The organism is Bradyrhizobium sp. UNPA324 (genome assembly GCF_006658635.1).
Lineage (GTDB): Bacteria > Pseudomonadota > Alphaproteobacteria > Rhizobiales > Xanthobacteraceae > Bradyrhizobium > Bradyrhizobium nanningense.
The window spans coordinates 2,895,515-2,921,324 of sequence record NZ_LFJD01000004.1; the positions used below are offsets into that span (position 1 = coordinate 2,895,515).

At 64.2% G+C, this 25,810-nt stretch carries 21 protein-coding genes; 3 read left to right on the plus strand and 18 right to left on the minus strand.

The features are described 5' to 3' along the window. Positions 1–8 precede the first annotated feature (8 nt). The 8 genes from UNPA324_RS14100 to UNPA324_RS14135 all read right to left on the minus strand — a co-directional run bounded on the left by UNPA324_RS14100 (position 9) and on the right by UNPA324_RS14135 (position 10,718). Complete coding sequence (locus UNPA324_RS14100) at positions 9–1,259, minus strand: adenylate/guanylate cyclase domain-containing protein (RefSeq protein WP_128916954.1); 1,251 nt, start codon at positions 1,257–1,259, stop codon at positions 9–11. After that, positions 1,256–1,645, minus strand: coding sequence for a response regulator (locus UNPA324_RS14105; protein ID WP_128916953.1), 390 nt, complete (start codon positions 1,643–1,645; stop codon positions 1,256–1,258). Before UNPA324_RS14105 ends, UNPA324_RS14100 begins: the two co-directional genes overlap by 4 nt. Beyond that, positions 1,642–4,224, minus strand: a complete 2,583-nt coding sequence (locus UNPA324_RS14110) for a sensor histidine kinase (protein ID WP_141934934.1) — start codon at positions 4,222–4,224, stop codon at positions 1,642–1,644. The genes UNPA324_RS14105 and UNPA324_RS14110 overlap by 4 nt, the downstream gene beginning before the upstream one ends. 156 nt (positions 4,225–4,380) lie before the next feature. Continuing rightward, positions 4,381–7,476 carry a MexW/MexI family multidrug efflux RND transporter permease subunit gene (locus UNPA324_RS14115; RefSeq protein ID WP_141934935.1) on the minus strand — a complete coding sequence of 1,032 codons (3,096 nt, stop codon included), beginning with the start codon at positions 7,474–7,476 and terminating at the stop codon, positions 4,381–4,383. Positions 7,477–7,546: 70 nt separating this feature from the next. Further along, positions 7,547–8,740 carry an efflux RND transporter periplasmic adaptor subunit gene (locus UNPA324_RS14120; protein ID WP_141934936.1) on the minus strand — a complete coding sequence of 398 codons (1,194 nt, stop codon included), beginning with the start codon at positions 8,738–8,740 and terminating at the stop codon, positions 7,547–7,549. A gap of 1 nt (position 8,741) precedes the next feature. Next, a complete protein-coding gene (locus UNPA324_RS14125; protein WP_141934937.1) occupies positions 8,742–9,443 on the minus strand; it encodes a TetR/AcrR family transcriptional regulator in 702 nt (233 codons plus the stop codon). A 145-nt stretch (positions 9,444–9,588) separates the two neighbouring features. Next, the gene (locus tag UNPA324_RS14130) at positions 9,589–10,179 is read right to left on the minus strand and encodes a thiamine pyrophosphate-dependent enzyme (protein WP_128916949.1); all 591 of its coding nucleotides are present in this window, start codon (positions 10,177–10,179) and stop codon (positions 9,589–9,591) included. Then, positions 10,176–10,718 carry a phosphonopyruvate decarboxylase gene (locus tag UNPA324_RS14135; RefSeq protein ID WP_164935916.1) on the minus strand — a complete coding sequence of 181 codons (543 nt, stop codon included), beginning with the start codon at positions 10,716–10,718 and terminating at the stop codon, positions 10,176–10,178. The genes UNPA324_RS14130 and UNPA324_RS14135 overlap by 4 nt, the downstream gene beginning before the upstream one ends. 105 nt (positions 10,719–10,823) lie before the next feature. Between UNPA324_RS14135 and UNPA324_RS14140 the strand changes: the two genes are divergently transcribed. The 3 genes from UNPA324_RS14140 (at position 10,824) to UNPA324_RS14150 (ending at position 15,402) form a co-directional block, all read left to right on the plus strand. Then, positions 10,824–12,044 carry a cytochrome P450 gene (locus tag UNPA324_RS14140; RefSeq protein WP_128916947.1) on the plus strand — a complete coding sequence of 407 codons (1,221 nt, stop codon included), beginning with the start codon at positions 10,824–10,826 and terminating at the stop codon, positions 12,042–12,044. A 208-nt stretch (positions 12,045–12,252) separates the two neighbouring features. Next, the gene (gene rocD / locus UNPA324_RS14145; RefSeq protein ID WP_128916946.1) at positions 12,253–13,467 is read left to right on the plus strand and encodes an ornithine--oxo-acid transaminase; all 1,215 of its coding nucleotides are present in this window, start codon (positions 12,253–12,255) and stop codon (positions 13,465–13,467) included. A 498-nt stretch (positions 13,468–13,965) separates the two neighbouring features. After that, entirely contained in the window at positions 13,966–15,402 is a 1,437-nt protein-coding gene (locus UNPA324_RS14150; RefSeq protein ID WP_181769394.1) for a Spy/CpxP family protein refolding chaperone, read from the plus strand. A 146-nt stretch (positions 15,403–15,548) separates the two neighbouring features. Here UNPA324_RS14150 and UNPA324_RS14155 read toward each other — a convergent pair whose 3' ends face one another. From UNPA324_RS14155 to UNPA324_RS14200, 10 genes are all read right to left on the minus strand, one after another. After that, positions 15,549–15,749 (minus strand): hypothetical protein, encoded by a 201-nt coding sequence (locus tag UNPA324_RS14155; RefSeq protein WP_141934939.1) that lies wholly within the window; start codon positions 15,747–15,749, stop codon positions 15,549–15,551. A gap of 155 nt (positions 15,750–15,904) precedes the next feature. After that, positions 15,905–16,768 (minus strand): sugar phosphate isomerase/epimerase family protein, encoded by an 864-nt coding sequence (locus UNPA324_RS14160; protein WP_141934940.1) that lies wholly within the window; start codon positions 16,766–16,768, stop codon positions 15,905–15,907. Further along, positions 16,768–17,958, minus strand: a complete 1,191-nt coding sequence (locus tag UNPA324_RS14165) for a dihydrodipicolinate synthase family protein (RefSeq protein ID WP_141934941.1) — start codon at positions 17,956–17,958, stop codon at positions 16,768–16,770. The genes UNPA324_RS14160 and UNPA324_RS14165 overlap by 1 nt, the downstream gene beginning before the upstream one ends. Positions 17,959–18,094: 136 nt before the next feature. Then, positions 18,095–19,246: a Gfo/Idh/MocA family protein gene (locus tag UNPA324_RS14170; RefSeq protein ID WP_141934942.1), complete on the minus strand. Its 1,152-nt coding sequence runs from the start codon at positions 19,244–19,246 to the stop codon at positions 18,095–18,097. Further along, positions 19,243–20,640, minus strand: coding sequence for an enolase-like domain-containing protein (locus UNPA324_RS14175; RefSeq protein WP_141934943.1), 1,398 nt, complete (start codon positions 20,638–20,640; stop codon positions 19,243–19,245). Before UNPA324_RS14175 ends, UNPA324_RS14170 begins: the two co-directional genes overlap by 4 nt. Before the next feature lie 214 nt (positions 20,641–20,854). Then, positions 20,855–21,697, minus strand: coding sequence for an ABC transporter ATP-binding protein (locus tag UNPA324_RS14180; RefSeq protein ID WP_141934944.1), 843 nt, complete (start codon positions 21,695–21,697; stop codon positions 20,855–20,857). A gap of 151 nt (positions 21,698–21,848) precedes the next feature. Continuing rightward, positions 21,849–22,841, minus strand: coding sequence for an ABC transporter substrate-binding protein (locus UNPA324_RS14185; RefSeq protein ID WP_141938867.1), 993 nt, complete (start codon positions 22,839–22,841; stop codon positions 21,849–21,851). A gap of 58 nt (positions 22,842–22,899) precedes the next feature. Next, on the minus strand, positions 22,900–23,709 hold the full coding sequence (locus tag UNPA324_RS14190) for an ABC transporter permease (protein ID WP_128916937.1): 810 nt from the start codon (positions 23,707–23,709) through the stop codon (positions 22,900–22,902). Between the two features lie 314 nt (positions 23,710–24,023). Then, positions 24,024–24,731 (minus strand): TetR/AcrR family transcriptional regulator, encoded by a 708-nt coding sequence (locus tag UNPA324_RS14195; protein ID WP_181769395.1) that lies wholly within the window; start codon positions 24,729–24,731, stop codon positions 24,024–24,026. A gap of 224 nt (positions 24,732–24,955) precedes the next feature. Further along, positions 24,956–25,804: a VOC family protein gene (locus UNPA324_RS14200; protein WP_128916935.1), complete on the minus strand. Its 849-nt coding sequence runs from the start codon at positions 25,802–25,804 to the stop codon at positions 24,956–24,958. Positions 25,805–25,810: the final 6 nt, after the last annotated feature.

Below are 25,810 nucleotides of genomic sequence, written 5' to 3' on the forward strand. Positions count from 1 at the left end.
ACGAACTCCTATTCAAGCTGCATGCGAATGCCCTTGGCGCCGTTGAGCAGCCGCTTCAGGTGAAAGCCGGCCAGGGAATCGTCGGCGTGCATCCCGACCAGCGCGGCAAAGGCCGGCATGGCCGCGGCGTCGCCGGCCGCCATCTTGGCGAAAGCCTCCGCATACAGCGCCGTTGCCGGCGCTTCGAATTTGGCTTGTGGCAGCGGCTCGAACGCGCGCAACGGCTCGCTGCGTCCGCGCAGCATCAGCTCCCCCACGGGGCGCCCTTGAAAATTCTCAGCTGACTCCGCAACGCTGGCGCTGACGCAGATGCGCGTCCCCAGATGCTTATTGGCGGCCTCCAGCCGCGCCGCGATGTTGATGGAATCTCCATACGCGGTGTAATCGAAGTAGCGGTTGCCGCCGAAATTACCGACCAGCGCCGGCCCGGCGTGAATGCCGATACGGGTGGCACCGAAGGTAATGCCTAGGGCATGCTGCCGCGCGCGAAACTCCTCCGCCCAGGCATCGAGCGCGTGGGCGCAGGCGACCGCGCGCGTGGCATAATCCGGCTGATCCCCGGGCGCGTTGAAGAGCACCTGGATCGCATCGCCGATGATCTTTGCAACCGTCCCCTCGTGAGCGAAGACGACCTCGGTCATGCCGCCGACATACTCGTTGAGCAGCTTGCCCAATGCCTCGGGCGGGGCGGTCTCGACCAGCGAGGTGAAGCCCGTAATGTCTGTGAAAATGGTGGCGACATCCCGCCACTGTACTTCGATTCCCTCGCCCTCGCCGCTGGCGGCCAGACGCTTGGCAAGCTCGGGCGAGAAATGACGCGATAGCGCGGCATGGGCCCGCTCAGCTTCCATCTGGCGTCGCCGCACCTCGCGCAGCATCTCGATGTGACGGATGGTCTTCCCGATCGTGGCTTCCAGATCGGCGAAGTCGATCGGCTTGGTCAGGAAGTCGAACGCGCCGCGGTTCATGGCGGTTCGGATGTTGCTCATGTCGCCGTAGGCGGAGACGATGATGGTCGATTTCTTGTCCTCGGCCTCCTGGAGCTTCGCCAGCAGCGACAGCCCGTCCATCCGGGGCATGTTGATGTCGGAGACCACCATGTCGACCTGCGGATTCTGTTCGAGCGAGGCCAGCGCCTCCAGGCCGTCGCGCGCGAACATGAGAGTCACCTCTCCGTCGCGAATCTGCCTGCGGAACTTTTGCAGGACCAGCGCCTCGAGATCCGGCTCGTCGTCGACGAAGAGGATGGTCGCACTCATGCGGCTTGCTCGAGCCTCGTGTCGATCTCCTGCCGCAGCAGGGCAAAGTCAATAGGCTTGGTGAGGAGCCCGACGGCGCCGCGCTCGATCGCCTTCCGCCGCGTCTCGGCATCGCCATAGGCCGTGATCATGATCACGGGAACGTCCGGATGCGCGGCGCGCACCTTTGGCAGCATGTCCAGCCCGCTCATGCCGGGCATGTTGATGTCGGACAGGATCAGGATCAACGAGGGGTCGCGAATTTCGGCGGCACGCTTGAGCGCATCGGGCGCGGAGGCGGCGAACTCCATCTGGAAGCGGCCGGCACGCAGCTCGCGCCGGAACTGCTGCCGGAACAGCGCCTCGACGTCGGGCTCGTCGTCGACGACCAGGATGTAAACGTTCAAGGCTTCCCTCCGGACGTGCCGCCTGCCGCCATCGTGCGCGGCAGGGTGATGATGAATTCGGTAAATACACCGGGCTCGGTGTTCACGTCGATGGTGCCGCCGTGCTGCTTCACGACGATATCATGGCTCATGGACAGGCCGAGTCCGGTGCCCTCGCCGGCCGGCTTGGTGGTGAAGAAGGGATTGAACATCTTCTCCATCACCTCGGGGGAAATCCCGGTGCCATTGTCGCGGATCCGGATCTCGATCCTGTCGCCGAGGTTTTTCGTGGTCGCACTCAAGGTTGGCTCGAAGGCGTCTCCGCCGCTCTCCATGCGCTTGGCCGCGGCGTAGAAGCCATTGGAAATCAGGTTGAGGAGAACGCGCGTGATCTCCTGCGGATAGATGCCGGCCATGCCGGCGGCGGGATCGAGCGCGCGCTGGAGCGTGACGTTGAAGGACGGCCGTTCGGCCCGCGCGCCATGATAGGCGAGATTGAGGCTCTCCTCCACGACGGCGTTGATGTCGACCGCGCGATACTCGCCGGAGCCCTCGCGCGAATGCAACAGCATGTTCCTGACGATGGAATCGGCCCGCTTGCCGTGCTGCACCACCTTCTCGAGGTTGCCCTTGAGCATGTGGGTGAGCTCCTCGACCTCTGCCTTGGTCTTGCCGTCGAGGCTTGCCGCTTCGAGCACCTCTTTGAGCTCGTCAATCAGCTCGGTCGAGAGAGCGGAGAAATTGTTGACGAAGTTGAGCGGGTTCTTGATCTCGTGAGCGATGCCGGCCGTGAGCTGGCCGAGGGAAGCGAGCTTTTCGGTCTGGACAAGCCGGTCTTGCGCGGTGCGCAGATCGTCGAGGGATCGCGACAGCTCTGTCGTGCGTTCCTGAACCTCCTCGAACAACCGGACATTCTCAATCGCGATAAGGGCTTGGTCTGCAAAGGTCGTGGCGAGTTCTATTTGTTTCTCACTGAAGGGCCGCACCATGTGCCGCGTCAGAACGAATACGCCGATCGGCGTTCCCTCTCGAAGGAGGGGGACACCAAGCATCGTACGTACGTTAGAACGCCTTCGCGCGGACGAGGGGGCATAGTCCGGGTCGGCCTGCACATCCGGGACATGAACCGTCCTGGTCTCAAGCAGCGTGCGCCCGACCACACTTCCGCGTTCGGGTACGGGAGCGAATGTGCGAAGCTTGTTTTCCTGCTCCACATCAAGCCCGCAGCTTGCCGCCAGGTAGAAGACGCCATCGCGAGGTCGAAAGATCGTCCCCTCGTCGGCGTCACACAAGCGGGCCGCCGATCCGACAAGCGTGTTTAGCACGGTTTGCAGATCGAATGTCGAACGGCTGATGACCTTCAGCACATCGGCGGTCGCCGTCTGTTGCTGCAAGGACTCGCTCAATTCCGCCGTTCGCCGTTCCACCTTGTTTTCGAGGTCCGCATAGGATTCCTGAAGACGCGCGCCCATGTCGTTGAATTGGTCGGCAAGCCCTTCGAGCTCGTCACCCGTCCGGATCGAGATGCGCTGGGAGAAGTCGCCACCGCCGATCCTTTCGGCGCCGCTGCGTAGCGCCTGGATCGGCCCGACCATGCGGCGCGCGAGGAAAATCCCCGCGAGCACCGCGAAGATCGACGCCGCGAGCAGCACGATCGCGAGCCGCTGCAGCGAAGCGTAGAGCGATGCATAGGCCTCCTCGACCGGCAGCTCAACGAACATGGTCCAGTGCAGCGGCTCGATGGGAGCCGATGCCGTCAAGACCTTCTGGCCCTGGATGTTGCGCGCTTCCTCGAGCGCATCCGGCATCGTGCCGCCGGCAGCCTGAGCGGCGCGTACCTGGGCGAGGCTGGACATGTCGGTGTTGCGCAGCACGAGGCTGATGTCGGGATGCGCGATCAAGCGGCCCTCGGGGCCAACGACATAGGCATGCCCGTGCTCGCCGACCTTGATCTGCGAAACCACGTCCCAGATCAGCTTGAGATTGACCTCGGCGATGCTGACACCGGCGTCCTTGCGCGCGCCGGCCAATGACAGCGTCATGTAGGGCTCGGACTCCCGGCGGAAATAAACCGGCCCGTAATAGACCTTGTGCGCGACGGCCTCGGCGAACTTCGGATCACCGGACAGGTCGATCCCACTCTCGAGAGAGTCCATCGCCAGCCGCGAGACCCGCAGCCGTTCTTTGCCAGTCGAATCCACCTGGGCAAGCTCGGTGATGGCAGGCACCTGATGCAGGAGCCGCAGCGCGTCGAAGTGGCGCTGCTCGATCGAGCCCGCCGACCACGGCAGTTGCGTGGTCCAGCCGAGCTGGCTCTCGATCTCCTTGACGAACTGGCCGATCTTGGCCGCAGCCGCCTCGGCCTGCTCATGCTGGACCCGGATCAACGACGCCTTGTGCTCACGATAATAGAAGAAGACCTCGAACAGGCCGTTGGCCAGCAGCGCGATGGCGACGACGGCCACGAACAGCGCAACATATTTGGTGAACAGCCGCGTCCTGATCCCCCGCCCTGCGGTCGCGCCGGAGGCAGCACCAGCCGGCGCCGCGCTCGGCAGCGTCCTGGCTTGCGGGGTGTCGGGATGGAGGGAAAGGCTCATCCGGCGGAACCTAGCAAGAAGAGCGGACCTTGTCTCTCGCAAGCCCGAGAACGCCCCCGCCCGATGCTGCGGCGCCGAATGGCCGGTGCTGGGCACAACGAAAAAGGGCGGCAACGGTTTTGACGCTGCCGCCCTCTGGTTCGCGTGCGAGCCGTCTCAGGTCGGCCGCAGGGCCTTGGCGCCGAGATCGAGCTCGTTGACCTGCTTGTTCCGCTCGGAATCGGCCGCAGCACGGTGGTCAGTCGCCAGCACCACGTACACCGCCGGCAGCACGAACAGCGTGAACAGCGTGCCGATCGACATGCCGGCGACGACGACCAGGCCGATCGAGAAGCGGCTGGCCGCGCCCGCGCCGGTCGCAGTTAAGAGCGGAATCAGGCCGGTCACCATCGCGGCCGTCGTCATCAGGATCGGCCGCAGGCGGATGCGGGCCGACATCTCGATAGCCGAGCGGCGGTCGAGCCGCTCGTTGACCTGGAGCTCGTTGGCGAACTCCACCATCAGGATGCCATGCTTGGTGATCAGGCCGACCAGGGTCAGAAGACCGACCTGCGTGTAGATGTTCATGGTCGCGGCGCCAAAGAACAGCGGGATCAGCGCGCCGACGATCGCCATCGGCACCGAGATCATGATCACCAGCGGGTCGCGCAAGCTCTCGAACTGCGCCGCCAGCACCAGGAAGATGATGATCAGCGCGAAGCCGAAAGTGATCGCGAGCTGGTTGCCTTCCTGAACATACTGTCTGCTGTCCGCCAGATAGTCGTGGCTGAAGCCTTGCGGCAGCTTCTTGGCCTCGCTTTCGAGGAAGTCGACCGCAGCGCCGATGGTCACGCCGGGCATCGGCACGGCCGAAAACGTCGCCGAATTGAGCTGATTGTAGTGCGTCAGCGAGTTCGGGTCGGTCTTGGTCCTGATCGAGACCACGGTCGACAGCGGAAGCTGCTGGCCGGTGTTCGTGGCCACATAATAGCCGCCGAGCGATTCCGGCGAGAGCCGGTTGACGCGCGGCACCTGCGGAATGACCTGGTACGAGCGGCCCTCGAGATTGAAACGGTTGATGTAGTTGCCGCCGAGCAGGACCGCGAGCGTCGAGCCGAGATTCTGCATGTTGACGCCCAGATCCTGCGCCTTGGTGCGGTCGATCGTGACCTCGACGTTCGGCTGGTTATAGGCGAGGTCGCTGTCGGAGACGATGAACATGCCGCTCCTGCGCGCGGCATCCTTCAGCTTCTCCATCTGTTCATAGACCGTTTGGAAGCCGGCGGTGGAGTTGATCACCATCTGCACCGGCAGGCCGCCCGGTCCGCCCGGCAGCGGCGGCAGGTTGAAGGCGAACGCCTGCACGCCCTCGATCTTGGAGAGTTCGGCTTGGACCAGCGGCTTCAGCTGGATCGACGAGCGCTTGCGCTCGTCCCAGGGCTTGAGCAGCATGCCGGCGATGCCGCCCTGTGGGCCGTTGATGCCGTTCAGCACGAAGCGCAGGTCGGTCTCGGGGAAATGCTGAAATTTCTCGTCGAGTTTCTCGCCGTAGAAATCGACATAGTCGATATTGGCGTATTTCGGTGCCTTGGTCACCGCGAACACGATGCCTTGGTCCTCCTCCGGTGCCAGCTCCTTCGAGGTGTGCATGTAGAGGAAGCCGACGAGCCCGAGGATGGTCACCGCGAACAGGCCGGTGATCGCTTTGTAGTCGAGCGAGCGGTCGAGCCTCCGGCCATACCAGCGCGTTATCGCGCCAAACACCCGGTTCACGAGCTTGGCGAAGCGGCCCTCTTCGGTGTTCTTCAGCAGCACCGAGCACATCATCGGCGACAAGGTCAGCGCGATCACGCCCGACACGATCACAGAGCCCGCCAGCGTGAAGGCGAATTCGCGGAACAACGAACCGGTGAGGCCACCGAGGAAACCGATCGGCGCGTACACAGCGGCGAGCGTGATGGTCATCGAGATGACCGGACCGACGATCTCACGCGCGCCTTGCAACGACGCCTGGACCGGCGTCTTGCCCTCCTCCAAATGGCGGTGGATGTTCTCCACCACCACGATGGCGTCGTCGACCACCAGGCCGATCGCCAGCACCATCGCGAGCAGCGTCAAGAGGTTGAAGCTGAAGCCCAGCGCCAGCATCAGGGTGCAGACGCCGATCATCGACAGCGGGATGGTGACGACGGGAATGATGACCGATCGCAGCGAGGCCAGGAACAGGAAGATGACCACGATCACGATGATCACGGCTTCGCCCAGCGTCTTCTCCACCTCGTCGATCGACGACTGGATGAACTTGGTCGAGTCGTAGGCGACCTTCATCTTCATCGACGGCGGCAGATTGCGTTCGAGCTCGGGGAACAACGCGCGGACACCCTTGACCAGCGTCAGCGGATTACCTTGCGGCGTCGCCTGCACACCGATGAAGATCGCGTGCTCGCCGTTGAAGGCGACACTGGCGTTCGTGCTCTGGGCGGCAAGCTCGACGGTGGCGATGTCCTCCATCCGCACGAAGCCGCCGTCCTTGGCCTTCACGATCATCTTCTTGAACTGCTCGACGTTGGTCAGGTCGGTGTTCGTCGAAACGTTGGAGACGATGAGGTAGCCCTTGGTCTGGCCTGCCGCAGATTGGAAGTTGTTGGCGGCGATCGCCGCCGCAACGTCGGCCGCCGACACATTGCGGCCGGCCATCTTCACAGGATCGAGCCAGAGCCGCATCGCAAAGGTCTGGCCGCCGAGAATGTCAGCCGAGGCGACGCCGTCGACAGTGGAAAGCACCGGCTGCACGACCCGCGTGAGGTAGTCCGAGATCGCCGAGCCCGACAGCTCCTCGGACGAGAAGCCGAGATACATCACGGCCGTAGTCTGGCCGGTAGTCTTGGTCACGATCGGGTCGTTGGATTCTTTAGGAATCAGGTATTTCACCGAGTTCGTCTTCGCCAGCACCTCGGTGAGCGCCTGGTTCGGATCGAAGTTCAGCTTGATGTAGACCTGGATCGTCGAGGTGCCGAGCACCGAGGACGAGGTGATGTAGTCGACGCCCTCGGCGGAGGCGACCGCCTGCTCGATCGGCGTCGTGATGAAGCCCTGGATCAGGTCGGCGGACGCGCCGGGATAGACGGTCGTGATGTTGATGACCGTGTTAGACAGCTTGGGATATTGCCGGATCGGCAGCACCATCGCCGCACGCAGACCGATCAGCAGGATCAGAAGGCTGACGACGACCGACAGAACCGGGCGCTTGATGAAAATATCGGTAAGGGCCATCGCGGCGATCTCGATTTCTTTGTCTCAAGAGAAGTGATCCGGCCAAGCCGGATCACTTGAACGTCATGGATCAGTAGCGCGGCGGCTGCGCAGGAATCTGCGGGGCCGGATCGGTCGAGATCGACACCGCCGCGCCCGATTGCAGCTTGAGCTGGCCGACGGCGACGACCTTGTCACCCGGCTTCACGCCCTTGAGGATTTCGACGCGACCTTCGACCCGGTTGCCGGTCTGCACGAAGGTGCGCACCGCGGAGAGGCTGGTCTTGCCGTCCGCTTCCTTCTTCTCGGTGATCACGAACACCGAGTCGCCGTACAGCGTGTAGTCGACCGCCGTCTCAGGCACGGTGATCACGGCCGGCTTGTCCGGCAGCACAACCGTGGTGGTCACGAACATGCCGGGCTTCAGGATCTTCTCCGGATTGGCGATCGTCGCCTGCACGCGGATGTTGCGGGTGTCAGTCGAGATCTGCGGCTCGATCGTGGTGATCTTGCCCTCGAAGACGCGGCCCGGATAGGCGTCGACCTTGAGCCGGACAGTCTGGCCGACCTTGAGGCTGCCGGAATCCTTTTCGGTCACGGTGAAGTTGGCCCACAGCTCCGACAGGTCGGTCAGCGATACGATCGCCGTACCCGCCGTCAGATATTGACCGACCTCCACCTTGCGGACGCCGAGATCGCCGGCGAACGGCGCGCGCACCAGTTTCTGCGAGATCAAGGCTTCGGTCTTGGCGATGCCGGCCTGCGCCTGGTCGTAGGCGGCCTGCGCGGAATCGACGGTCGCCTGCGGACCGAACTGGCGCGAGGCCAGCTGCTTGGCGCGGTCGAGCGACAGCTGCGCGACGGTCGCCTGGGCCTTGTAGTTGGCAAGGTCGCCCTGCTCCGGCGCATCGAATAGCTGCACCAGCGGCGTGCCGGCCTCGACGCGCGTGCCCGGCTCGAACTTGATCTCGGTGACGCGGCCGTTGACGTCGGCGCTGACGTCGACCTGATGCACGGCGACGAGGCTGCCCACCGCGGTGAGCAGGTTCGGCACCACCTCGGACTTCGCCTCGGCGGCGCTGACGGCGGTCGGCGGCGGCTTGTTGTTGGCGAAGAACTGCTTGATCATCTGGCCGCGGAAATAATTGAACCAGACGAGGCCGCCGACGAGCACGGCCAGGAGCGTGCCGACGATGATGAACCAGAGCACCGGCCGGACCGGGCGCTTGGGAGCCTTGTTGTCGATCGGTTCGCCCGAAATCTTGTGTTCGGTTACGATGTTCATGTCATGCACTTTCTGCAATCGCCGCCTTGCCGGCGTCCGCGGCCTGATTGCGGCCCAGATGCGAAGCAATTGCGGCGTCGTTAAGTCCAATACCCCTCAGGAGAAACTCGCATAGTCCCCGCTCGAGGTCTTCGGCCTTGCCGTAGACGAGGCAAGGCGGGGCCGGCAGCCTGGTCAGCGCTGCGGTCATCACCGTGTGATGCGCAAACCAGAACAGGTTGAGCGGTTCGCCGCTGCATGGCCGCGCGTCACCGCTAGCAACGGCACGTTCGAGCGAGGCGACGAAGATCGCCCCGATCAACGTCTCGATCTTGGCATATAGCAAACGGGCGAATTCGCCATCATCCAAATGGCTCGTGGCCATCAGTCGCAGGCGCTGCGCCTCTTCCTGATCGGGACCATCAGCGATGTGCAGGAAATGCTGGACCATGCCGCGGATCACCTCGACCAGTGTGGCGGTCGAAGGCTCCCGTTCGAGCAGCTCGGTGAGCGCCGGATCGGCCTCGCATTCGTCGCTGAGGATCTCGGCGTAGAGCGCCGCCTTGGACGGGAAATGCTTGAACAGCAGCGCCTCGGAAATGGCAGCGGCAGCCGCCACGCTCTTCGTCGTGGTGCCGTTATAGCCATGTCGGGCAAAGCAACGCTTCGCGGCGCCGAGGATCAATTGACGCCTCAGGTCGCTCGTCATACGCAATGAGCTCATGTTGGGTGAGTAAGCACTCACCCACGCAGAAGTCAAGCATTATGTTGCATCGCAACCTAAGTGCGTTGTAAATTCAGTGGAAATTGGCCCGTCTGCACGGGGCGCGTGCAGGACCTGGGCGCCGCGCGAATGGACTGGTCCACCCCTAGATCGGCTGAAAGCCGAGGTCGCCGCGAATCCGATTGAGGATGTAAGTCCCATCCCGGGTCGGCAGAATCCGCTCCAGGCTGGCGCTGTCGATCTTCACATTGGCAAAGCGCGGCCCGGCCGAAACGTCGTGGACGGCTTTGGCGAAAGCCTCGACCTCGGCCATGGTCGTGACCGCCCGGCTGTCCTGGATGCCGCAAGCCTTGGCGACGCCGACGAGGTCTGCGGCGGCCGAGGTATGGCTGGTCTGGCCGCCGGTCTCGCCATAGGCCTCGTTGTCGAGCACCGCGATCGAGAGGTTGGACGGCTTCTGCAGGCCGATGGTGGCAAGGCTGCCCATGCCCATCAGCATCTCGCCGTCGCCGGTGATGACCAGTACCGGCAGCTTCGGCTGCGCCAGTGCAAGGCCGAGCCCGATCATCGCGGCGCCGCCCATGCCGCCCCAGAGGTAGAAGTTGCGGGCGTGGTCGCCGGCCGCGCGCATGTCGTTGGTAGAGGCACCTAAGCCGCCGATCGCAACGACGTCCTTGCGGTTCGCAAGCAGCGTGGAAACCACCTGCCGGCGGTCGAGGAGATTGGCCTTGCTCATTTGGTGAAAACCTTGGCGCCGATCAGGCGCTGCGACAGGAGGACGGCGGTGGGCGTCAGCGCGTTGTAGGCTTGCGATGCAGCGGCCTCTAACACGGCCGGGACCTCGGCCGCGTTCGAGGCGCGCAGCACCTTGACGCCGGAGAGCTCGAATACGCCCTGCGTGGTCGATCCCATCGGTACCTGCCAGGGATTGAACTCGCCCCACTCGCCGCGCATCGTCACCAGGGTGAGGAAGGGAAAGCGCAGGATCGGGATCAGCGACAGCATGTTGATGCAATTGCCGACGCCGCTCGACTGCATCAGCAGCACGCCGCGCTGCCCGCCGGCCCAGGCGCCCGCAAGCAGCGCCACGCCCTCCTCCTCCGTGGTCAGGGGAATGCCGCGCATCGGGGGTGAGGCCAGCACACGGTTGATCAGCTTCGCATGACCCGCGTCGGGCACGTAAGGCACCTGCCGGACGTCGAAGCGTTGCAGGGTCGCAAAGATATCGTCGGGCCAATTCGGGGCCGTGTCGGGAGCGTCAGCGCGCGCGTGCATTTTCCTGTCCGGTCGGCTAGCAGTGTTCGAAGACTGTAGACGCATGCGCGCGTCCATCAGAACAACAAAAAAGGCATAACGGATTTAACCGGCGAGTATAACGGGATGAACGCAAGTGCGAAGGAGCTGGCGGCAAGCTTCGACCTGGAGAAGCTGACGGCCGAGTTCTACGAAAACCCTTATCCGACCTATCGTGCACTGCGGGAGAACGAGCCGGTCAAGCGTCTGCGCAGCGGCACCGTGTTCCTGACCCGCTATGACGATCTCGTCACCACCTACAAGAACACGAAATCATTCAGCTCGGACAAGAAGCGCGAGTTCGCGCCGAAATACGGCGACACTCCGCTCTACGAGCACCACACCACCAGCCTCGTCTTCAACGATCCGCCCTCGCATACCCGCGTGCGCCGCCTGATCATGGGCGCGCTGTCGCCGCGGGCGATCGCGGGCATGGAGGGCGACCTTATCAAGCTGGTCGACGGCCTGCTCGACGCCATCGCGGCCAAGGGCGCTTGCGAACTGATCGAGGATTTCGCCGCGTCCATTCCGATCGAGGTGATCGGCAACCTGCTCGACGTGCCCCATGACGAGCGCGGACCGCTGCGCGACTGGTCGCTGGCGATCCTGGGCGCGCTCGAACCCGTCGTGTCGACGGAAGCCGCCGCGCGCGGCAACAAGGCGGTGACGGATTTCCTCGTCTATCTCGAAACGCTGGTGGCGCGCCGGCGCCAAAGACCCGGCAATCCCGAGCGCGACGTGCTGACACGCCTGATCCAGGGCGAGGAGAACGGCGAGCGGCTGACCGAGAAGGAGCTGCTGCACAATTGCATCTTCCTGCTCAATGCCGGGCACGAGACCACCACCAACCTGATCGGCAACGGCCTCGTGGCGCTGGACCAGCATCCGGACCAGAAGCAGCGGCTGATCGACAACCCCGACATGATCAAGACCGCGGTCGAGGAGATGCTGCGCTACGAGAGCTCCAACCAACTCGGCAACCGCATGACCACCGAGCGCGTCGAGCTCGGCGGCGTCATGCTCGAGGCCGGCACGTCGGTGACGCTGTGCATTGGCGCGGCCAACCGCGATCCCGCGCAGTTTCCCGACCCCGAACGTCTCGACATCGCGCGCGCGCCGAACCGGCATCTCGCCTTCGCCACCGGCGCGCATCAATGCGCCGGCATGGCGCTGGCGCGGCTGGAGGGCGCGATTGCGATCTCACGCTTCCTGGCGCGCTTCCCGAACTATGCCGTGAGCGGAAAACCGGTGCGGGGCGGACGGGTGCGGTTTCGCGGCTTTTTGAGCGTGCCCTGCACGATCGGCTGAGGGCTCGACACCAAAACTGCGAAAACAACCCCATGCACAGTAGAGGCCGGGTCGGCAAACGACACCATGTGATTCCACAGAACCATCTGACGTTTCGGGCAAATCGGGCCGCGCCACGCCATTGGCGCATGGAGGCTTACAAGGCGGCGGGCTGATACCCAAATCAAGCTGAAGGCGCCCCCCGCGGGCAGCAATGGAGTGACGACAGATGAGCTCGTCGGTCATTGATTTCATCGCAACGGAAGCACGTTTTGGAGCCCATAATTACGAGCCGATCGGGGTCGTCCTGTCGCGCGGCGAAGGCGTCTGGGTCTGGGATACCGACGGCAACCGTTATCTAGATTGCCTCTCGGCCTATTCGGCGGTCAGCCAGGGCCATTGCCACCCCAAGATTCTGGCGGCAATGGTCGAACAGGCGCACAGGTTGACGCTCACTTCGCGGGCCTTCCACAACGACCAGCTTGCCTTGTTCTACGAGGAGATCGCCGCGCTCACCGGTTCCCACAAGGTGTTGCCGATGAACAGCGGCGCGGAGGCGGTCGAAAGCGCGATCAAGGCGGTCCGCAAATGGGGCTATGAGGTGAAAGGTGTGCCGGACGGCCAGGCCGAAATCATCGTCTGCGCCAACAATTTCCACGGACGTACGCTAGGCATCGTCGGCTTTTCGACCGACCCCGAGACACGCGGACACTTTGGGCCGTTCGCGCCGGGCTTCAAGATCATCCCGTTCGGCGAGGCCGCGGCGCTGGCGGAGGCAATCACGCCAAACACCGTCGCCTTCCTGGTCGAGCCGATCCAGGGCGAAGCTGGTGTCGTCATTCCTCCACCCGGCTATTTCACTGAGGTGCGGGAACTCTGCACCGCCAGCAACGTGATGCTGGTGCTCGACGAGATCCAGACCGGCCTCGGCCGCACCGGCAAGCTGCTCGCCGAGCAGCACGAGGGAATCGAGGCGGACGTGACGCTGCTCGGCAAGGCCTTGTCCGGCGGCTTCTATCCGGTGTCGGCCGTGCTCTCGAACAACGACGTGCTCGGGACTTTGCGACCCGGGCAACATGGTTCGACCTTCGGCGGCAACCCGCTTGCCTGCGCGGTGGCGCGCGCGGCGATGCGCGTGCTGGTCGAGGAAGGCATGATCGAGAATGCGGCGAGGCAAGGCGCGCGCTTGCTGGAAGGCTTGAAAGACATTCGTGCCAACACGATCCGCGAGGTGCGCGGGCGCGGCCTGATGCTGGCGGTCGAGCTGCATCCCGAGGCCGGCCGCGCCCGCCGCTACTGCGAGGCGCTTCAGGGCAAGGGCATCCTCGCCAAGGATACGCATGGGCAAACGATCCGCATCGCTCCCCCGCTGGTGATCACAAGCGACCAGGTCGACTGGGCGCTGGAGCGGCTCGCCACCACCCTGACGCAGGATTTCTCCTGAGCTGCCTGCGTCGGAAGATCGCAATGCCGGCCGTGGCCAATAACGAACGATTTCGCCAGCTATGCGTTGAACGTCGTGGGCGATTACGAGCTGGGAGCTAAGATCATGCTTCCGCGTGGCGTTTGCCTGACGGCGGTTTTAGTTGGTGTCTCGGTGCTGGCGACGAGCGTCAGCGCGCTCGCCCAAGGACCCGGCCAGGGACATGGAAGGGGCGGGCCACCCGGCCCAGCCGCAGCGCCGGCACCTCGGCCAGCAGCACCACCGGCCATGGCACGTCCGGCTGCGCCGCCCGCCATGGCCCGTCCGGCCGCGCCGGCATTCCATCCCCCGGCCATGCCGCAGCGGCCGGCTATGGCGCCGCATCCTGCGCCGCACATCGCCTCGCCGCCACCGCGCCCAGCCCCACATTTCGTTGCGCCGCCACCGCGGGCAGCTCCGCACGTGGCGGCGCCGCGACCTGAATTCCATCGGGCGCCGGCAGCACCGCAACGTCCGGCCATGGCACCCCGGCCGACGCCGCACATCGCCGCCCCCTCCCGGCCCAGCGGACCGCCGGCCGCGAGCGAGCGGATATCGCGGCGGGATCAGATCGAACAGCGCGCGCAACTGCGCCAGCAGATGGTGCAGCAGCGGCAGCGCGAGATGCTGTCGCGCCAGACCACGGAGCGCCAGACCCGCATCGATCGCCTGCAGCAGCGCGTGCAGCAACTCCAGTCGCAGAAACCGGAAGGTGCTCGGGCGTTGCGCGAGCAGCAACGGACCCTCCAGACGCAGAACCGCTTGCTCGAGCGTGAGCGGCGCGCCCAGCAAAGCGACCTGGCGCGCCAGCAGCGGCTTGGACTGCAAGCTCCGGCCGGTCGGGCGCCGGCGATTGCGGCCGCTGCCCAGGTCGACCAACGCGGGCGGTTTGCCGAGCGCTTCCGCGAGCAGGCCCCTGCGCAAGCCCAGGCGGCGCTCACCACCCGCCAGAGCGGCTGGGCCCCCCGGCAGGCCTGGCGACATCGCCATCCCGCGGTGTTCGTGGCCTGGCTTGGGCCCGTGTTCTGGCCTTATGCCTATTCCGACATCTTCGACTACACGTTCTGGTCCTATGCCTACGAGCCCGGCTATTGGGCGTACGCGTATGACGACTTCGTCGACACCGTGTTCTGGGGGAATGACAGCCCCTATTCCGCCTATGCCAGCATCAATCCGTATGACTATCCGCAAGGCGGCGGCTCCCGCGCCCGCCAACGCTCCAGCGTGAGCGCGCGAACGCTACAGCAATTGTGCGGCACGCCGGACAAGGGTGTGACCGCCTGGCCGCTGGCCGACATCGCGCGGGCTGTACGGCCGACACCGGAGCAACGCGCACTGCTCGACGAGCTGAAGGCCGCAGCAGCCAACGCAGCCGGTGTGTTCAAGGACTCCTGCGCGGAGACTTATGCACTGACTCCACCTGGCCGCCTGCGCGCGATGATCAACCGCATCAGCGCGACGCTGGAAGCCGTCAAGATCGTGCGACCGGCACTGGAGAATTTCTACAACTCGCTCAGCGACGAGCAGCAGGCCAGCTTCAACGCGCTCGGCCCCAATGTCGGCGAGCGCTCGCCGCAGCAGCAAGCCACCGCCGAGGGCTGTGGCGATCCGAAATCCGGCCTGACCCAGCTGCCGATCCAGAGGATTGAGGCTGTGCTCCACCCTGCCGGCAAGCAGAAGGAGGCGCTCGACCGCCTGAGTGAAGCGACCGCCAAGGGCGTTGAAGGCCTGCAGGCGGCTTGCCCGAACGATGTACCGCTGACGCCGGTTGGACGGCTGGAGGCGATGCAGCACCGGCTCGAGGCGATGCAGACCGCCGCCAAGCTGGTAGAGCCTGCCCTGGACGAGTTCTATGCCACGCTGAGCAGCGAGCAGAAGGCGCGCTTCAACACGCTGCAACAGGTCGCAGGGCCGTGAGGACTGCGTCGCGTTCTCTCGTTGCGATTTGCGCAGCGACATAATCGTGCTGCTTCAAAGCTGGACGAGACCACGCGTGTCCCTGCCGCGCACTCTCTAAAAGAGTGCAGCAGGATGTAACGCAAACGACCGCCTCTATTCTGACCTCACGGGGAAATCGTCTTCGCCTCAGCATCATTCGCGTTAGTGATCGCGTTGCATTGTTGGAAGTGAGACGACAACGCAAGCTCGGCCAGATGATCCCAGTATTCTGCCTCCGCGAGCAGCTTCCACTTGTTCATGCTGTTGTACGCGGCCTGTTGGCGGCACAGTGAGCTCATCGCACGCAACCGTCGCACTTTATCCACTGCCAACCTCCCTTCGCGCTTGCTCGTTTGCAAGGGCATTTGTGTTGGCACAGCTTCGCAGATCGAATTGACGAGTGATAGCCCGGTGTTTGACGGTGAATCGATGACAGCGCAATCGTCTGACTTTTCACCGACTGGTCCGACGCGCGCGTGAATCAAATCACCGTCTTATGTCGCGTAATGCAGGTGCGAAGCACCTCGTCGATCGGCTTGCCCCACCAGTCGTTGGAGAAGATCTCGATCTCCGAATAGCCGGCAAAACCCTGCGCCTCGACCGCTTCACGCACCGATTTGATGTCGATGACGCCGTCGCCCATCATGCCGCGGTCGTTGAGCATGTCCTTGGTCGGCACCAACCAGTCGCAGACGTGGAAGGCGAGCAAGCGATCCTTGCCGGCACGTGCGATCTGGCCCATCAGATCCGGGTCCCACCAGATGTGATAGACGTCGAGCGCGACGCCGAGCATGCCGCTGCGGCCGGGGTCGAGCCGGTCACAGATGTCGAGCGCCTGTTTTGTCGTGTTCACGCAGGCGCGATCGGCCGCATAGGCCGGATGCAAGGGCTCGATCGCCAGCGGCAGCTTTGCCTGTTTGGCGTAGTCGAGCATCTCGGCCAGCGCCTCCTCGACCTGCCCGCGTGCTGCGACGAGATCCTTCGAGGCCTCGCTGCCCGGCCGCGAATATTGCGGCAGGCCGCCAACGACGAGCACGATGCAGGGCGCGCCCAGCGCCTTGGCTTCGTCGACGCAGCGGCGGTTGTCGTCGCGCACCTCGCCCCGGCGCGAAGCGTCCGAGGTGAACATGCCGCCACGGCAATAGCCTGAGAGATCGAGCCCTGCATCGCGCACCGCACGCGCGGCGCGGTCGAGACCGACCGCGGCGACCTGATCGCGCCAGGGATCGATGGCGCGGATGCCGTGCTTCGCGCAGGCATCGATGATCGCGACGAGATCACCCTGCTTGCGAACGGTCGCCGTGTTCAGCGACAGCCAGCGGTGGTCGGACGAGAAATCGCGCATCAGGATTCGATACCGTGGGTGGCGAGCACGGTCTTCATCCGCTGCGTCGCGAGTTCAGGGTTGGCGAGCAGGCCGGCCTTGTCGGCGAGACGGAACAGCTCGGCCAGATGCAGCGTGGAGCGCGTGCTCTCCTGTCCTCCGACCATGGTGAAATGGTCCTGGTGGCCGTTGAGATAGGCCATGAAAACCACGCCGGTCTTGTAGAACCGCGTCGGCGCCTTGAAGATGTGACGCGACAGCGGCACGGTCGGGCCGAGCACGTCGTGGAAGCCGGCTTCGTCGCCGGCTGCGAGCCGCGACAGCGCGTAGGAGGCGGCCGGAGCGATCGCGTCGAAAATGCCGAGCAGCGCATGCGAAAAGCCCTCGCTGTCGCCGGCGATCAGCTCCGCGTAGTTGAAGTCGTCGCCGGTGTACATCTTGATGCGCTTGTCCAGGCGCCTGCGCATGTCGATCTCGCGCTGCTTGTCGAGCAGCGAGACTTTCACGCCGTCGACCTTGGCGGCGTTGCCGTTGATGATGGCGACCGCAATGTCCATCGCCTTATTGAGATCCTTGGTGCCCCAATAGCCGGTCAGGGCCGGATCGAACATGTCGCCGAGCCAGTGGATGATCACGGGTTCGCGGACCTGCGAGAGCACACGATCGTAGATCTTGGCATAATCGTCGGCATTGCGGCCGAGTTTCGCCAGCGCACGCGACGCCATCAGGATGATTCGACCGCCGACCTTCTCGACCGCCGAGATCTGCTCCTCATAGGCGCGGATCACGTCGTCGAGGCTCTTGGCATCGTCGACAGCGAGATGGTCAGTACCTGCGCCCGAGAACACCAGCGCGTTGCGGTGCTTGGCGGCCCCGACCGAGCGCGTGATCAGCTCCAGCGAGGTCGGCCAATCCAGCCCCATGCCGCGTTGCGCGGTGTCCATGGCTTCGGCAACGCCGAGACCGAGGTCCCAGACGTGTTCGCGGAAGGCGATGGTCTTGTCCCAGTCGACGGCCACCGAAAGCCAGGGATCGTTGTCGGCAAAGGGATCGGCGACCGTATGCACCGCCGAGAAGGCGATGCGATTCAGCGGCCCCTCGAGCTTTGTGGGGAACGTGCGCGAAGCCGCGAGCCGATAGGTCTCGATCGAGCGATCGGCCTTGGGCAGCTTGAGCGACAATGACGACATCGGCTGGACGGGCTTGTTCATGATTTCGGACCTCTCCCCGTCATTGCGAGGAGCGGAGCGACGAAGCAATCCAGACTGTTGCCGCAGAGGCATTCTGGATTGCTTCGCTGCGCTCGCAATGACGGCTTGGTAGACATCGGGGCTTATCCAATCAACCTCAGACCTTGATCGGGGCGACGTCGATCCAGCGCCGCTCCTTCCAGCTCTTCAGCGCGCATTCGGCGAGCTGCACGCCCTTGGCGCCTTCGAGCAGGGTGAACTTGTAGGGCGCATCCTCGTAGACGTGGCGGATGAACATCTCCCACTGCTCCTTGAAGCCGTTGTCGTAGGTGACGTTGTCGGGCAGCTTCTGCCAGTCGCCGTAGAAATCGTGCAGCCGCTTCTCGTCGGGATTCCACACCGGCCGCGGCGTTGCCTGCCGCGCCTGGATCATGCAGTCGGTAAGGCCCGCGACCGCCGAGCCGAGTGTGCCGTCGACCTGGAAAGTGACGAGGTCGTCCCGATAGACGCGCGTCACCCAGGACATGTTGATGTGGGCGATGACCCCGCCCTCGAGCTGGAAGGTCGCGTAGGCGGAATCGTCCGCGGTCGCCTTGTACTTCTTGCCCTGCTCGTCAAAGCGCTCGGGAATGTCGGTGTTGCCGATGCAGACCACGCTCTGGACATTGCCGAAGAGATTGTCGAGCACGTAGCGCCAGTGGCAGACCATGTCGAGGATAATGCCGCCGCCGTCCTCGTCACGGTAGTTCCAGGACGGCCGCTGCGCCTCCTGCCAGCCGCCTTCGAACACCCAATAGCCGAACTCGCCGCGCACCGAGAGGATGCGGCCGAAGAAACCGGAATCGCGCAGGAAGGCGATCTTCTTCAGGCCGGGCAGGAACAGCTTGTCCTGCACTGTGCCGTGCTTGACGCCCTTGGCGTTGGCAAGCTTCACGACCTCGACGGCCTCCTCGAAATTCGTCGCGATCGGCTTCTCGCAATAGACGTGCTTGCCGGCATTGATGGCCTGGGTCAGAAGTCCCGGCCGGGCTTGCGTGGTCGCGGCGTCGAAGAACATGGTGTCGTTCTTGTCGGCGAGCGCCGCGTCGAGATCGGTAGTCCAGCGCGTGACGTTGAAGCGCTTGGCGAGCGCCTCGACCTTCTCGGCGCTGCGGCCGACCAGGATCGGATCGGGCATGACGCGGTCGCCGTTCTTGAGCCGGACGCCGCCCTGATCGCGGATCGCGACGATCGAGCGGATCAGATGCTGGTTGAGCCCCATGCGGCCGGTGACGCCGTTCATGATGAGGCCGAGGCGTTGGGTGGTCATGCCAATTGCTCCTGAAGTGATCTTGGCTGTTCGAGCGGGCGGAGCGCCGACCAGTCCGGATGGACCGGCGTCGCAAAGCCCGTTGTGTGAAGCGATCCCGTCAGGAGATCGCCGTCGTGAATGGAAAGCCGGATGCCCTGCCCGGCATCGGCATAGAGATCGGGATGCGCGGCGGCGAAGGCTTGCGCTTCAGCGGCGGGCGTCTCGCCAAAACCGTCGACGTAGTGGTGGCCGTTGCGCTCGGCATGGGTGACGCCGATGAACGCGCCGAGCGCGAGGTCCTGTTGCACGGCGAGGCCTGCCTGGCAGGTGAGGTCCTCGCCGGTGACGAAGAACCGCGCACCACCGGCAGTCCATTTCGCCGCACGCGTCGCATTGACAATGGACTTGTAGAGTCCCTTGCAGGACTTCGAGGAAATGCCGCAATAGCCGAGCGCGCGCACAGCCGGAAAGGCATCGTACGAATCGTCGGCCTCGTCGATGATGAAGCCGTGAGCGGCCAGGGCGCCGAGCGGCGATTGTCTGGTGACGTCGCGCGGCATCGGCTGTTCGACATAAAGCAAGCGCGTGGCGATCGGGCGCAGCGCGGCGTCGTGATCGAGCCGATCCATCAATGCCCGCAACGCGGCCAGATCCGCATACTGCTCATTGGCGTCGAGCGTCACCTTGGTATCGCGTCCCAGCGTGTCGAGCTCCTTGCCAATGCGCGCGAGTCGCGCAGCATCGGCTGCGGGATCGCCCGACAGTTTCAGCTTGAAATAGTTTGCCCCGGCGTTCTCGTGAGCATCCGCAACACCGCCCTCGCCTTCGACGATGTCGTCGAGGCCCACCGTATGCCTGATCGCAACGCACGGCAGCGGCTTGCGCCCCGCGAGAAAGGTCGTGAGATCAGCGTCCTTCAGGTCAGACGAAAGCCGCGCATCGATACCGGCAATGTTCGCGGCCATCCCGTCGAAGAAGCTGGTCTCGACGGCGCGCAACAATGCATCGAGGATGGCCTTGTCGATCTCCGCCGGGCCATAAGCCGCCGCGAGCGCGGGGATATTTTTCTTCGCGCAGGTCGCGATCTGGGCACCGATGCACGAGGCGTGCAGATCGAAGGCGGTCTGGTATCCGGTGCGCGCCAGATAGAGCCCGCGCGCAATCGCGAGCGACCGTCGCAGCCCATCCACCGTCTGCGCCGGCGACAGTTCCGGCCGCTTGTCGAACCATTTCGGCACCAGCAGCTCGGCACCGGCACCGACCGCGCTCCCCCTGCCCTCGACTTCGATCTCGGCCCGCACGAACAGCTGCGGCGTCGCGTTGATGGTCACCGCGCCGAAGCGGAACGGCCGCGCGAACTGCACGGGGCGTTCGAAGAAGGCGATGTCTCGCAGCTTCAGGCGGGGGGACATGATCTCACAACAAAACGAGGTGAACTTAGTGCGAGCGGTATGGCCGCGGGCGATGCGCCTCTCCCGCTTGCGGCAGAGGTCGACGCGCGCAGCGCGACGGGTGAGGGCTTTCTCCTCTGGGGGACTCTTGCTAGCGGAGACACCCTCTCCCTCCCCCGCAGGCGGGGGAGGGAGCGCACCGTGCCTGTGGCGGCGTCAGAGAACATCATCGCCTCTAATCCAATGCACCTTTTGAGAAGAAATGCTTGCGGACCCGCTGCACGAGTTCCGTGAACACCGGATCAGCCATCACGTCGAGCGAACGCGGGCGCGGCAGGGGCACGTCGTAGATCGCGGCGACCGCGCCGGGGCGCTCGGTCATGACCAGCACGCGGTCGGCGAGGAACACGGCCTCCGGAATCGAATGCGTGATCAGCAGTACCGTCTTCCTGGTCTCGCGCTGGATCCGCATCAATTCGACATTCATGCGTTCGCGCGTCAGCGCATCGAGCGCGCCGAACGGCTCGTCCATCAGCATGATCTTGGGATCATGCACCAGGGCGCGGCAGATCGAGGCGCGCTGCTGCATGCCGCCGGAAAGCTGCCACGGCAGCTTTTTCTCGAAGCCGTCGAGCCCGACCAGCTTCAGCAGCGACTTGGCGCGATCGAGATATTGCTGCCGCGGCAGGCGCTTCATGTCGATCGGCAGCATCACATTGCCGAGGATGTTGCGCCATGGCAGCAGCAGTGCGTTCTGGAACACGATGCCGACATTGCCGTGCGGCGTCGTCACCTTCTCGCCCTCGACCAGGATCTCGCCCGATGTCGGCGGCAGCAATCCCGAGATCAGCTTGAGCAACGTAGACTTGCCGCAACCGCTTGGGCCGACCACGACGAAGAACTCGCCGTCATTGATGTGGAAATCGAGCGGCCGCAGCGACGGCACATCGCCGTCGCGCGTCCGGTAGGTCTTGGACACGCCGGACAGTTGGATGCCGGATGCTTCGCCGGCCCGGTCGCTCACCAATCTCAGATGCGCGGCCCGCTGAATATCGATTGGCTTGGTCGCTGGGTTCATCACCGCTCTCTCCACCCGTCGTGCCTGCGAACGCAGGGACCCATATGCCGTGCCCGCGCTACCGGGCACGCAGGTGGAGACCTTCCGGAATCATCAAGGCCGGTGGTTATGGGTCCCTGCGTTCGCAGGGACGACAGCGGAGATTGATCGCTCACGAGCCGCTCTTCGGCAGATAATCGTTGGTGTAGAACGCCTTCGGGTTTTCCTTGGCCTTGGCATCCAGCCCGCCATATTCGACCAGCAGATTGACGGTCTCAGTCATGTTCTGGTCGGTGACCTGGAACGGACGCTTGCCCTTGGTCTCCGCGGTCCGATAGAGCGGAATGGTCAGCTCGAAACCTTGCGTCAGCGTGTCGATCTTGCCGCCCTTGGGGTTGGCATCGAGGATCGATTGCGCCGCCGCCTTCGGCTCCTTCTCGGCGGCTTCGACGGCCTTGGTCGTCGCCGACATGAAGCGGCGGACGAGATCGGCATTGGCCTTCACGTAGTCGGTGTTGGCGATGATGCCTGACGACACCATGTTGATGCCGTAGTCGGCGAACTTGATCGGATAGACGTCCTTGCCGGTGGCGTCCTTGATCTTCATCGACTGGTCCATGACATAGCCGAGCAACAGATCAGCCTGACCGTTGATGACGGCGTTGAGCTTGGTCTGGCCGTCGCCGGCGACCGTCTGGAAGTCGCTCTCCTTCAAGCCGGTCTTCTTCAGGAACAGCGGCCAGATCTGGGTCATGGAATCCGCGGGTGTGATCGCCACCGTCTTGCCCTTGATGTCCTCGGGTTTCTTGATGTTCTTGTCGACGAAGCCCATGGCGGACATCGGTGAGGTCTGCAGCAGCACGCCGGTCGCGACCACGGGCGCACCCTTGATCGCGGCGCGCATCATGGTAGGGACGTCGACATAGCCGAAATTGGCGGTCTTGGCCGCGACGGCCTGGGTGGTGGCAGCCGAGCCGCGGCCTTCCTGGATCTCGAGGTCGATGCCCTCGGCCGCGTAGATGCCCTTGGCCTTGCCGTAATAGAACGGCGCATGCTCGCCATAAACGTACCAGTTCAGCATCAGCACGACCTTGTCGGCTGCCTGCGCCGGCACCGCCGCAAACACCATCAGCGCCGCCGAGACGGCTCCTATCCACCACTTCATCATTGCTCTCCCTTTGTCGTTGTTTGCTTCGGCCGTTGGTGGCCGTTGGTCGCTTTGGTCAAGATGCGAAAATCACGTCCTCGCGCTGACTGACATGCCAGGGAATGACCAGCTTCTCGATGCGGTCGACGATCCAGAACAGGACCACGCCGAGCAGCGCGAGGATCACGAGCGCCGCGAACATCGTCGGCAGGTCGAACGTGCCGATCGAGCGCTGCATGACGTAGCCGATGCCGGAATTGGAACCGACGAACTCGCCGACGACGGCGCCGACCACGGCCAGCGTCACCGACACCTTGAGACCTGAGAAGATCGCCGGCAGCGCATGCGGCAGGTTCACCGCGCGGAACACCTGAAAACGGCTGCCCTGCATGGCTCGGGCGAGATCGACCATGTCGGGATCGACCGACTTGAAGCCCTGCACCGCTGAGACCACCACCGGGAAGAAGCCGAGCAGAAAGGCCGAGATCACCTTGGGAATGATGCCGAAGCCGAACCACACTACGAACAGCGGCGCGATCGCGATCTTCGGCACGGATTGGGAGAACACCAGCAGCGGATAGACGTAGCTCTCCACCGTCTTCGAGCCCGCGATCAGCATGGCGACGGGAATGCCGAACAGCGCCGACAGCAGGAAGCCGCAGACGGTCGCATAGGTCGTCGGCCAGGATTGGCGCAGCAGTTCCGGCCATTCCGTGCGCAGCACCGCCACGACATCCAGAGGCGACGGTATCTGGTAGGCGGGAATCCTGAACAGCCGGATCGAAAGATCCCAGGCGACCACGATGAAGACCAGGAACAAGAACGGCCGAACCCAAGCAGCATTCAGCATCTTGGAAACAGCGTTTTGCGGCTTCGGCTCGGCCAATTTTCACTCCCGGCAGTCTTCTTCGTTGTGGGGAGAAATTAACCCGTTGGATAAATACTGTCCAGAGCTTTCCCTGTGACGTATTGCGGCGGGTTCCGGGCATTTGGGTGAGTGGCGGCGGCGCCGTGTCCGGGGCACGAGAGCGCTATTTGGGCCCGCTTGCCGCCACCTCGTCATTGCGAGCGCAGCGAAGCAATCCAGAGTGCCGCTGCGGAAAGATTCTGGATTGCTTCGCTACGCTCGCAATGACCGAGCAAGGTGCGAGGTCACCGCATCGTAGCCCGGATTGCACTGCGCTCCATACGGGCTACGGACTACACCGTCTGCGCCACAGCGCTGCGCGACTTCGGGGCCTTGGCGAGCTCGAACAGTTCCGCCGACCGCCCCGTCAGCGCGGCGAGCACGAGGCCGACCATGTGGGCGAGCCGCTCGTCCTTGGCCTTCTTGTCCAAGAGATCACGGCCGAAGATCACGCTGAGCGTTGCCGAGTTGGAGAGATAGAAGAAGCACAGCCCTGCGATCGAGATGTAGAGCTGCACCGGATCGACCGCGACCTGGAAGTCGCCGCTGTCGACGCCGCGCCGCACCACGGTGCGGATCATCTCGACGAAGGGCGAATGCATCGACTTGACCTTGGTCGATTTCTTCAGGTGCTTTGCGCGCGCGAGGTTCTCGGTCTGGAGCAGCGACAGGAATTCCGGATTGCGCAGGAAATAATTCCAGGTGAACTCGATCAGGCGTCTGATCGCCTCGGGCGGATCGAGATGCTCGAGATCGAGCCCGCGTTCTTCGCTGCGGATCTTGTCATAGGCGCCTTCGAGCACCGCCAGATAGAGCTCGTCCTTGTTGCCGACGTGATAGTACAGCATGCGCTTGTTGGCGCCGGCCTTGGCCGCAATGCGGTCGACCCGCGCACCGGCGAGACCATGGGCGGAAAACTCCTGCTTGGCGGCTTCGAGAATGCGCAGCCGCATCCCTTCGGGGTCACGCTGCCATTTCAGAGTTCGCTTTGCCTTCGCCAAACCGGGTGCTCGCTGGATGGTTGTCCATCGCATGTATCATGCGGGCGAGCATTTGAGAACGATCTCGTGCCCCGGACGCAGCGCAGCGCTACTTCAGCGGTGCGCTGCAGAGCCGGGGCCCATGTTTCCGGGTGAGAGGTCGTCGGCTTCTGGGTCCCGGCTCTGCGCAGCAGCGCTACGCGCTGCAGCGCGTCCGGGACACGAGAGTGCATTTACGCATCGCCCTACTCCGCCGGCTTCGGCGAGCGCTCCAAGAGCACCGTCTGAATCCCGCAAGTGCCGCTCCGCACCGTCATCACCTTCGTGCCCGGCTTGCGGCCGTTGCGCACTTCGCTGACGTCGAGCCCGCTCGCAATCAGGCGGGCGCGGGTGGCGTCGATGTCGGCGACGCGCCAGCTCAGGCCCCACAGACGGTCGTGCGCGAGGTCACTGCCGGCGACGGGCCGGCGAACCACCTCGACGATGAGGTCGCCGCAGCGGAAGAACATCAGCTGGCCCCAATCCTGGTGCGAGCGGTCGAGCGCCAGGTCGAGGCCGAGCCGCGCGCCGTAGAGCGCGGCGGCGCGGTCGGAATCCTCGGTGGTGACCACGACGTGGTCGAGCGCGTCGATCGGCGCGATGTCGGTCGCCGGGGAAAGTGGCCGCTCGTCGGCCAGCTCGAGGAAGAACATGCGCACGCCGCGCGTGAGTTCCGTGGCGGCGCGCGTGCGCTTCCAGTGCAGGACGTTGCCTGTTTCCGTATCGCTGCTTTCGACCTCGGCGACCGGATCCGGGTTCAAGGCCACCCGCTCCAGCCGCCGGTGCATCCGGCTCATGTCTGCGACACGAAAGCACAGGCTGGCGAGCACGCCCTCCTGGTCATCGAGCAGCGCGCGCATGCGATCCGCAGTTACGCTGAAGCCGCTCGGCGCCATCAACTCGATCGTCATGTTTGCGAGGGTGAACAGCACGCGGTCGGCGCCCTCGCCCGAGTTCTGCCAGGCGGGCGCACGGGCAAGCAGCGTCTGGTAAGCCGCCTTGGCCGCCCCGATGTCCCCCACCAGAACGACGACATGATCGAGGCCGGTGATCATTTTTCC

Excerpts from the sequence above, each read along its gene's own strand:
- UNPA324_RS14100 (WP_128916954.1), bottom strand. The coding sequence starts at position 1,259 with ATGAGTGCGACCATCCTCTTCGTCGACGACGAGCCGGATCTCGAGGCG.
- UNPA324_RS14110 (WP_141934934.1), bottom strand. The coding sequence starts at position 4,224 with ATGAGCCTTTCCCTCCATCCCGACACCCCGCAAGCCAGGACGCTGCCG.
- UNPA324_RS14115 (WP_141934935.1), bottom strand. The coding sequence starts at position 7,476 with ATGGCCCTTACCGATATTTTCATCAAGCGCCCGGTTCTGTCGGTCGTC.
- UNPA324_RS14120 (WP_141934936.1), bottom strand. The coding sequence starts at position 8,740 with ATGAACATCGTAACCGAACACAAGATTTCGGGCGAACCGATCGACAAC.
- UNPA324_RS14125 (WP_141934937.1), bottom strand. The coding sequence starts at position 9,443 with ATGAGCTCATTGCGTATGACGAGCGACCTGAGGCGTCAATTGATCCTC.
- UNPA324_RS14130 (WP_128916949.1), bottom strand. The coding sequence starts at position 10,179 with ATGAGCAAGGCCAATCTCCTCGACCGCCGGCAGGTGGTTTCCACGCTG.
- UNPA324_RS14135 (WP_164935916.1), bottom strand. The coding sequence starts at position 10,718 with ATGCACGCGCGCGCTGACGCTCCCGACACGGCCCCGAATTGGCCCGAC.
- UNPA324_RS14140 (WP_128916947.1), top strand. The coding sequence starts at position 10,824 with ATGAACGCAAGTGCGAAGGAGCTGGCGGCAAGCTTCGACCTGGAGAAG.
- rocD (WP_128916946.1), top strand. The coding sequence starts at position 12,253 with ATGAGCTCGTCGGTCATTGATTTCATCGCAACGGAAGCACGTTTTGGA.
- UNPA324_RS14150 (WP_181769394.1), top strand. The coding sequence starts at position 13,966 with ATGGCACCCCGGCCGACGCCGCACATCGCCGCCCCCTCCCGGCCCAGC.
- UNPA324_RS14160 (WP_141934940.1), bottom strand. The coding sequence starts at position 16,768 with ATGCGCGATTTCTCGTCCGACCACCGCTGGCTGTCGCTGAACACGGCG.
- UNPA324_RS14165 (WP_141934941.1), bottom strand. The coding sequence starts at position 17,958 with ATGAACAAGCCCGTCCAGCCGATGTCGTCATTGTCGCTCAAGCTGCCC.
- UNPA324_RS14170 (WP_141934942.1), bottom strand. The coding sequence starts at position 19,246 with ATGACCACCCAACGCCTCGGCCTCATCATGAACGGCGTCACCGGCCGC.
- UNPA324_RS14175 (WP_141934943.1), bottom strand. The coding sequence starts at position 20,640 with ATGTCCCCCCGCCTGAAGCTGCGAGACATCGCCTTCTTCGAACGCCCC.
- UNPA324_RS14180 (WP_141934944.1), bottom strand. The coding sequence starts at position 21,697 with ATGAACCCAGCGACCAAGCCAATCGATATTCAGCGGGCCGCGCATCTG.
- UNPA324_RS14185 (WP_141938867.1), bottom strand. The coding sequence starts at position 22,841 with ATGAAGTGGTGGATAGGAGCCGTCTCGGCGGCGCTGATGGTGTTTGCG.
- UNPA324_RS14200 (WP_128916935.1), bottom strand. The coding sequence starts at position 25,804 with ATGATCACCGGCCTCGATCATGTCGTCGTTCTGGTGGGGGACATCGGG.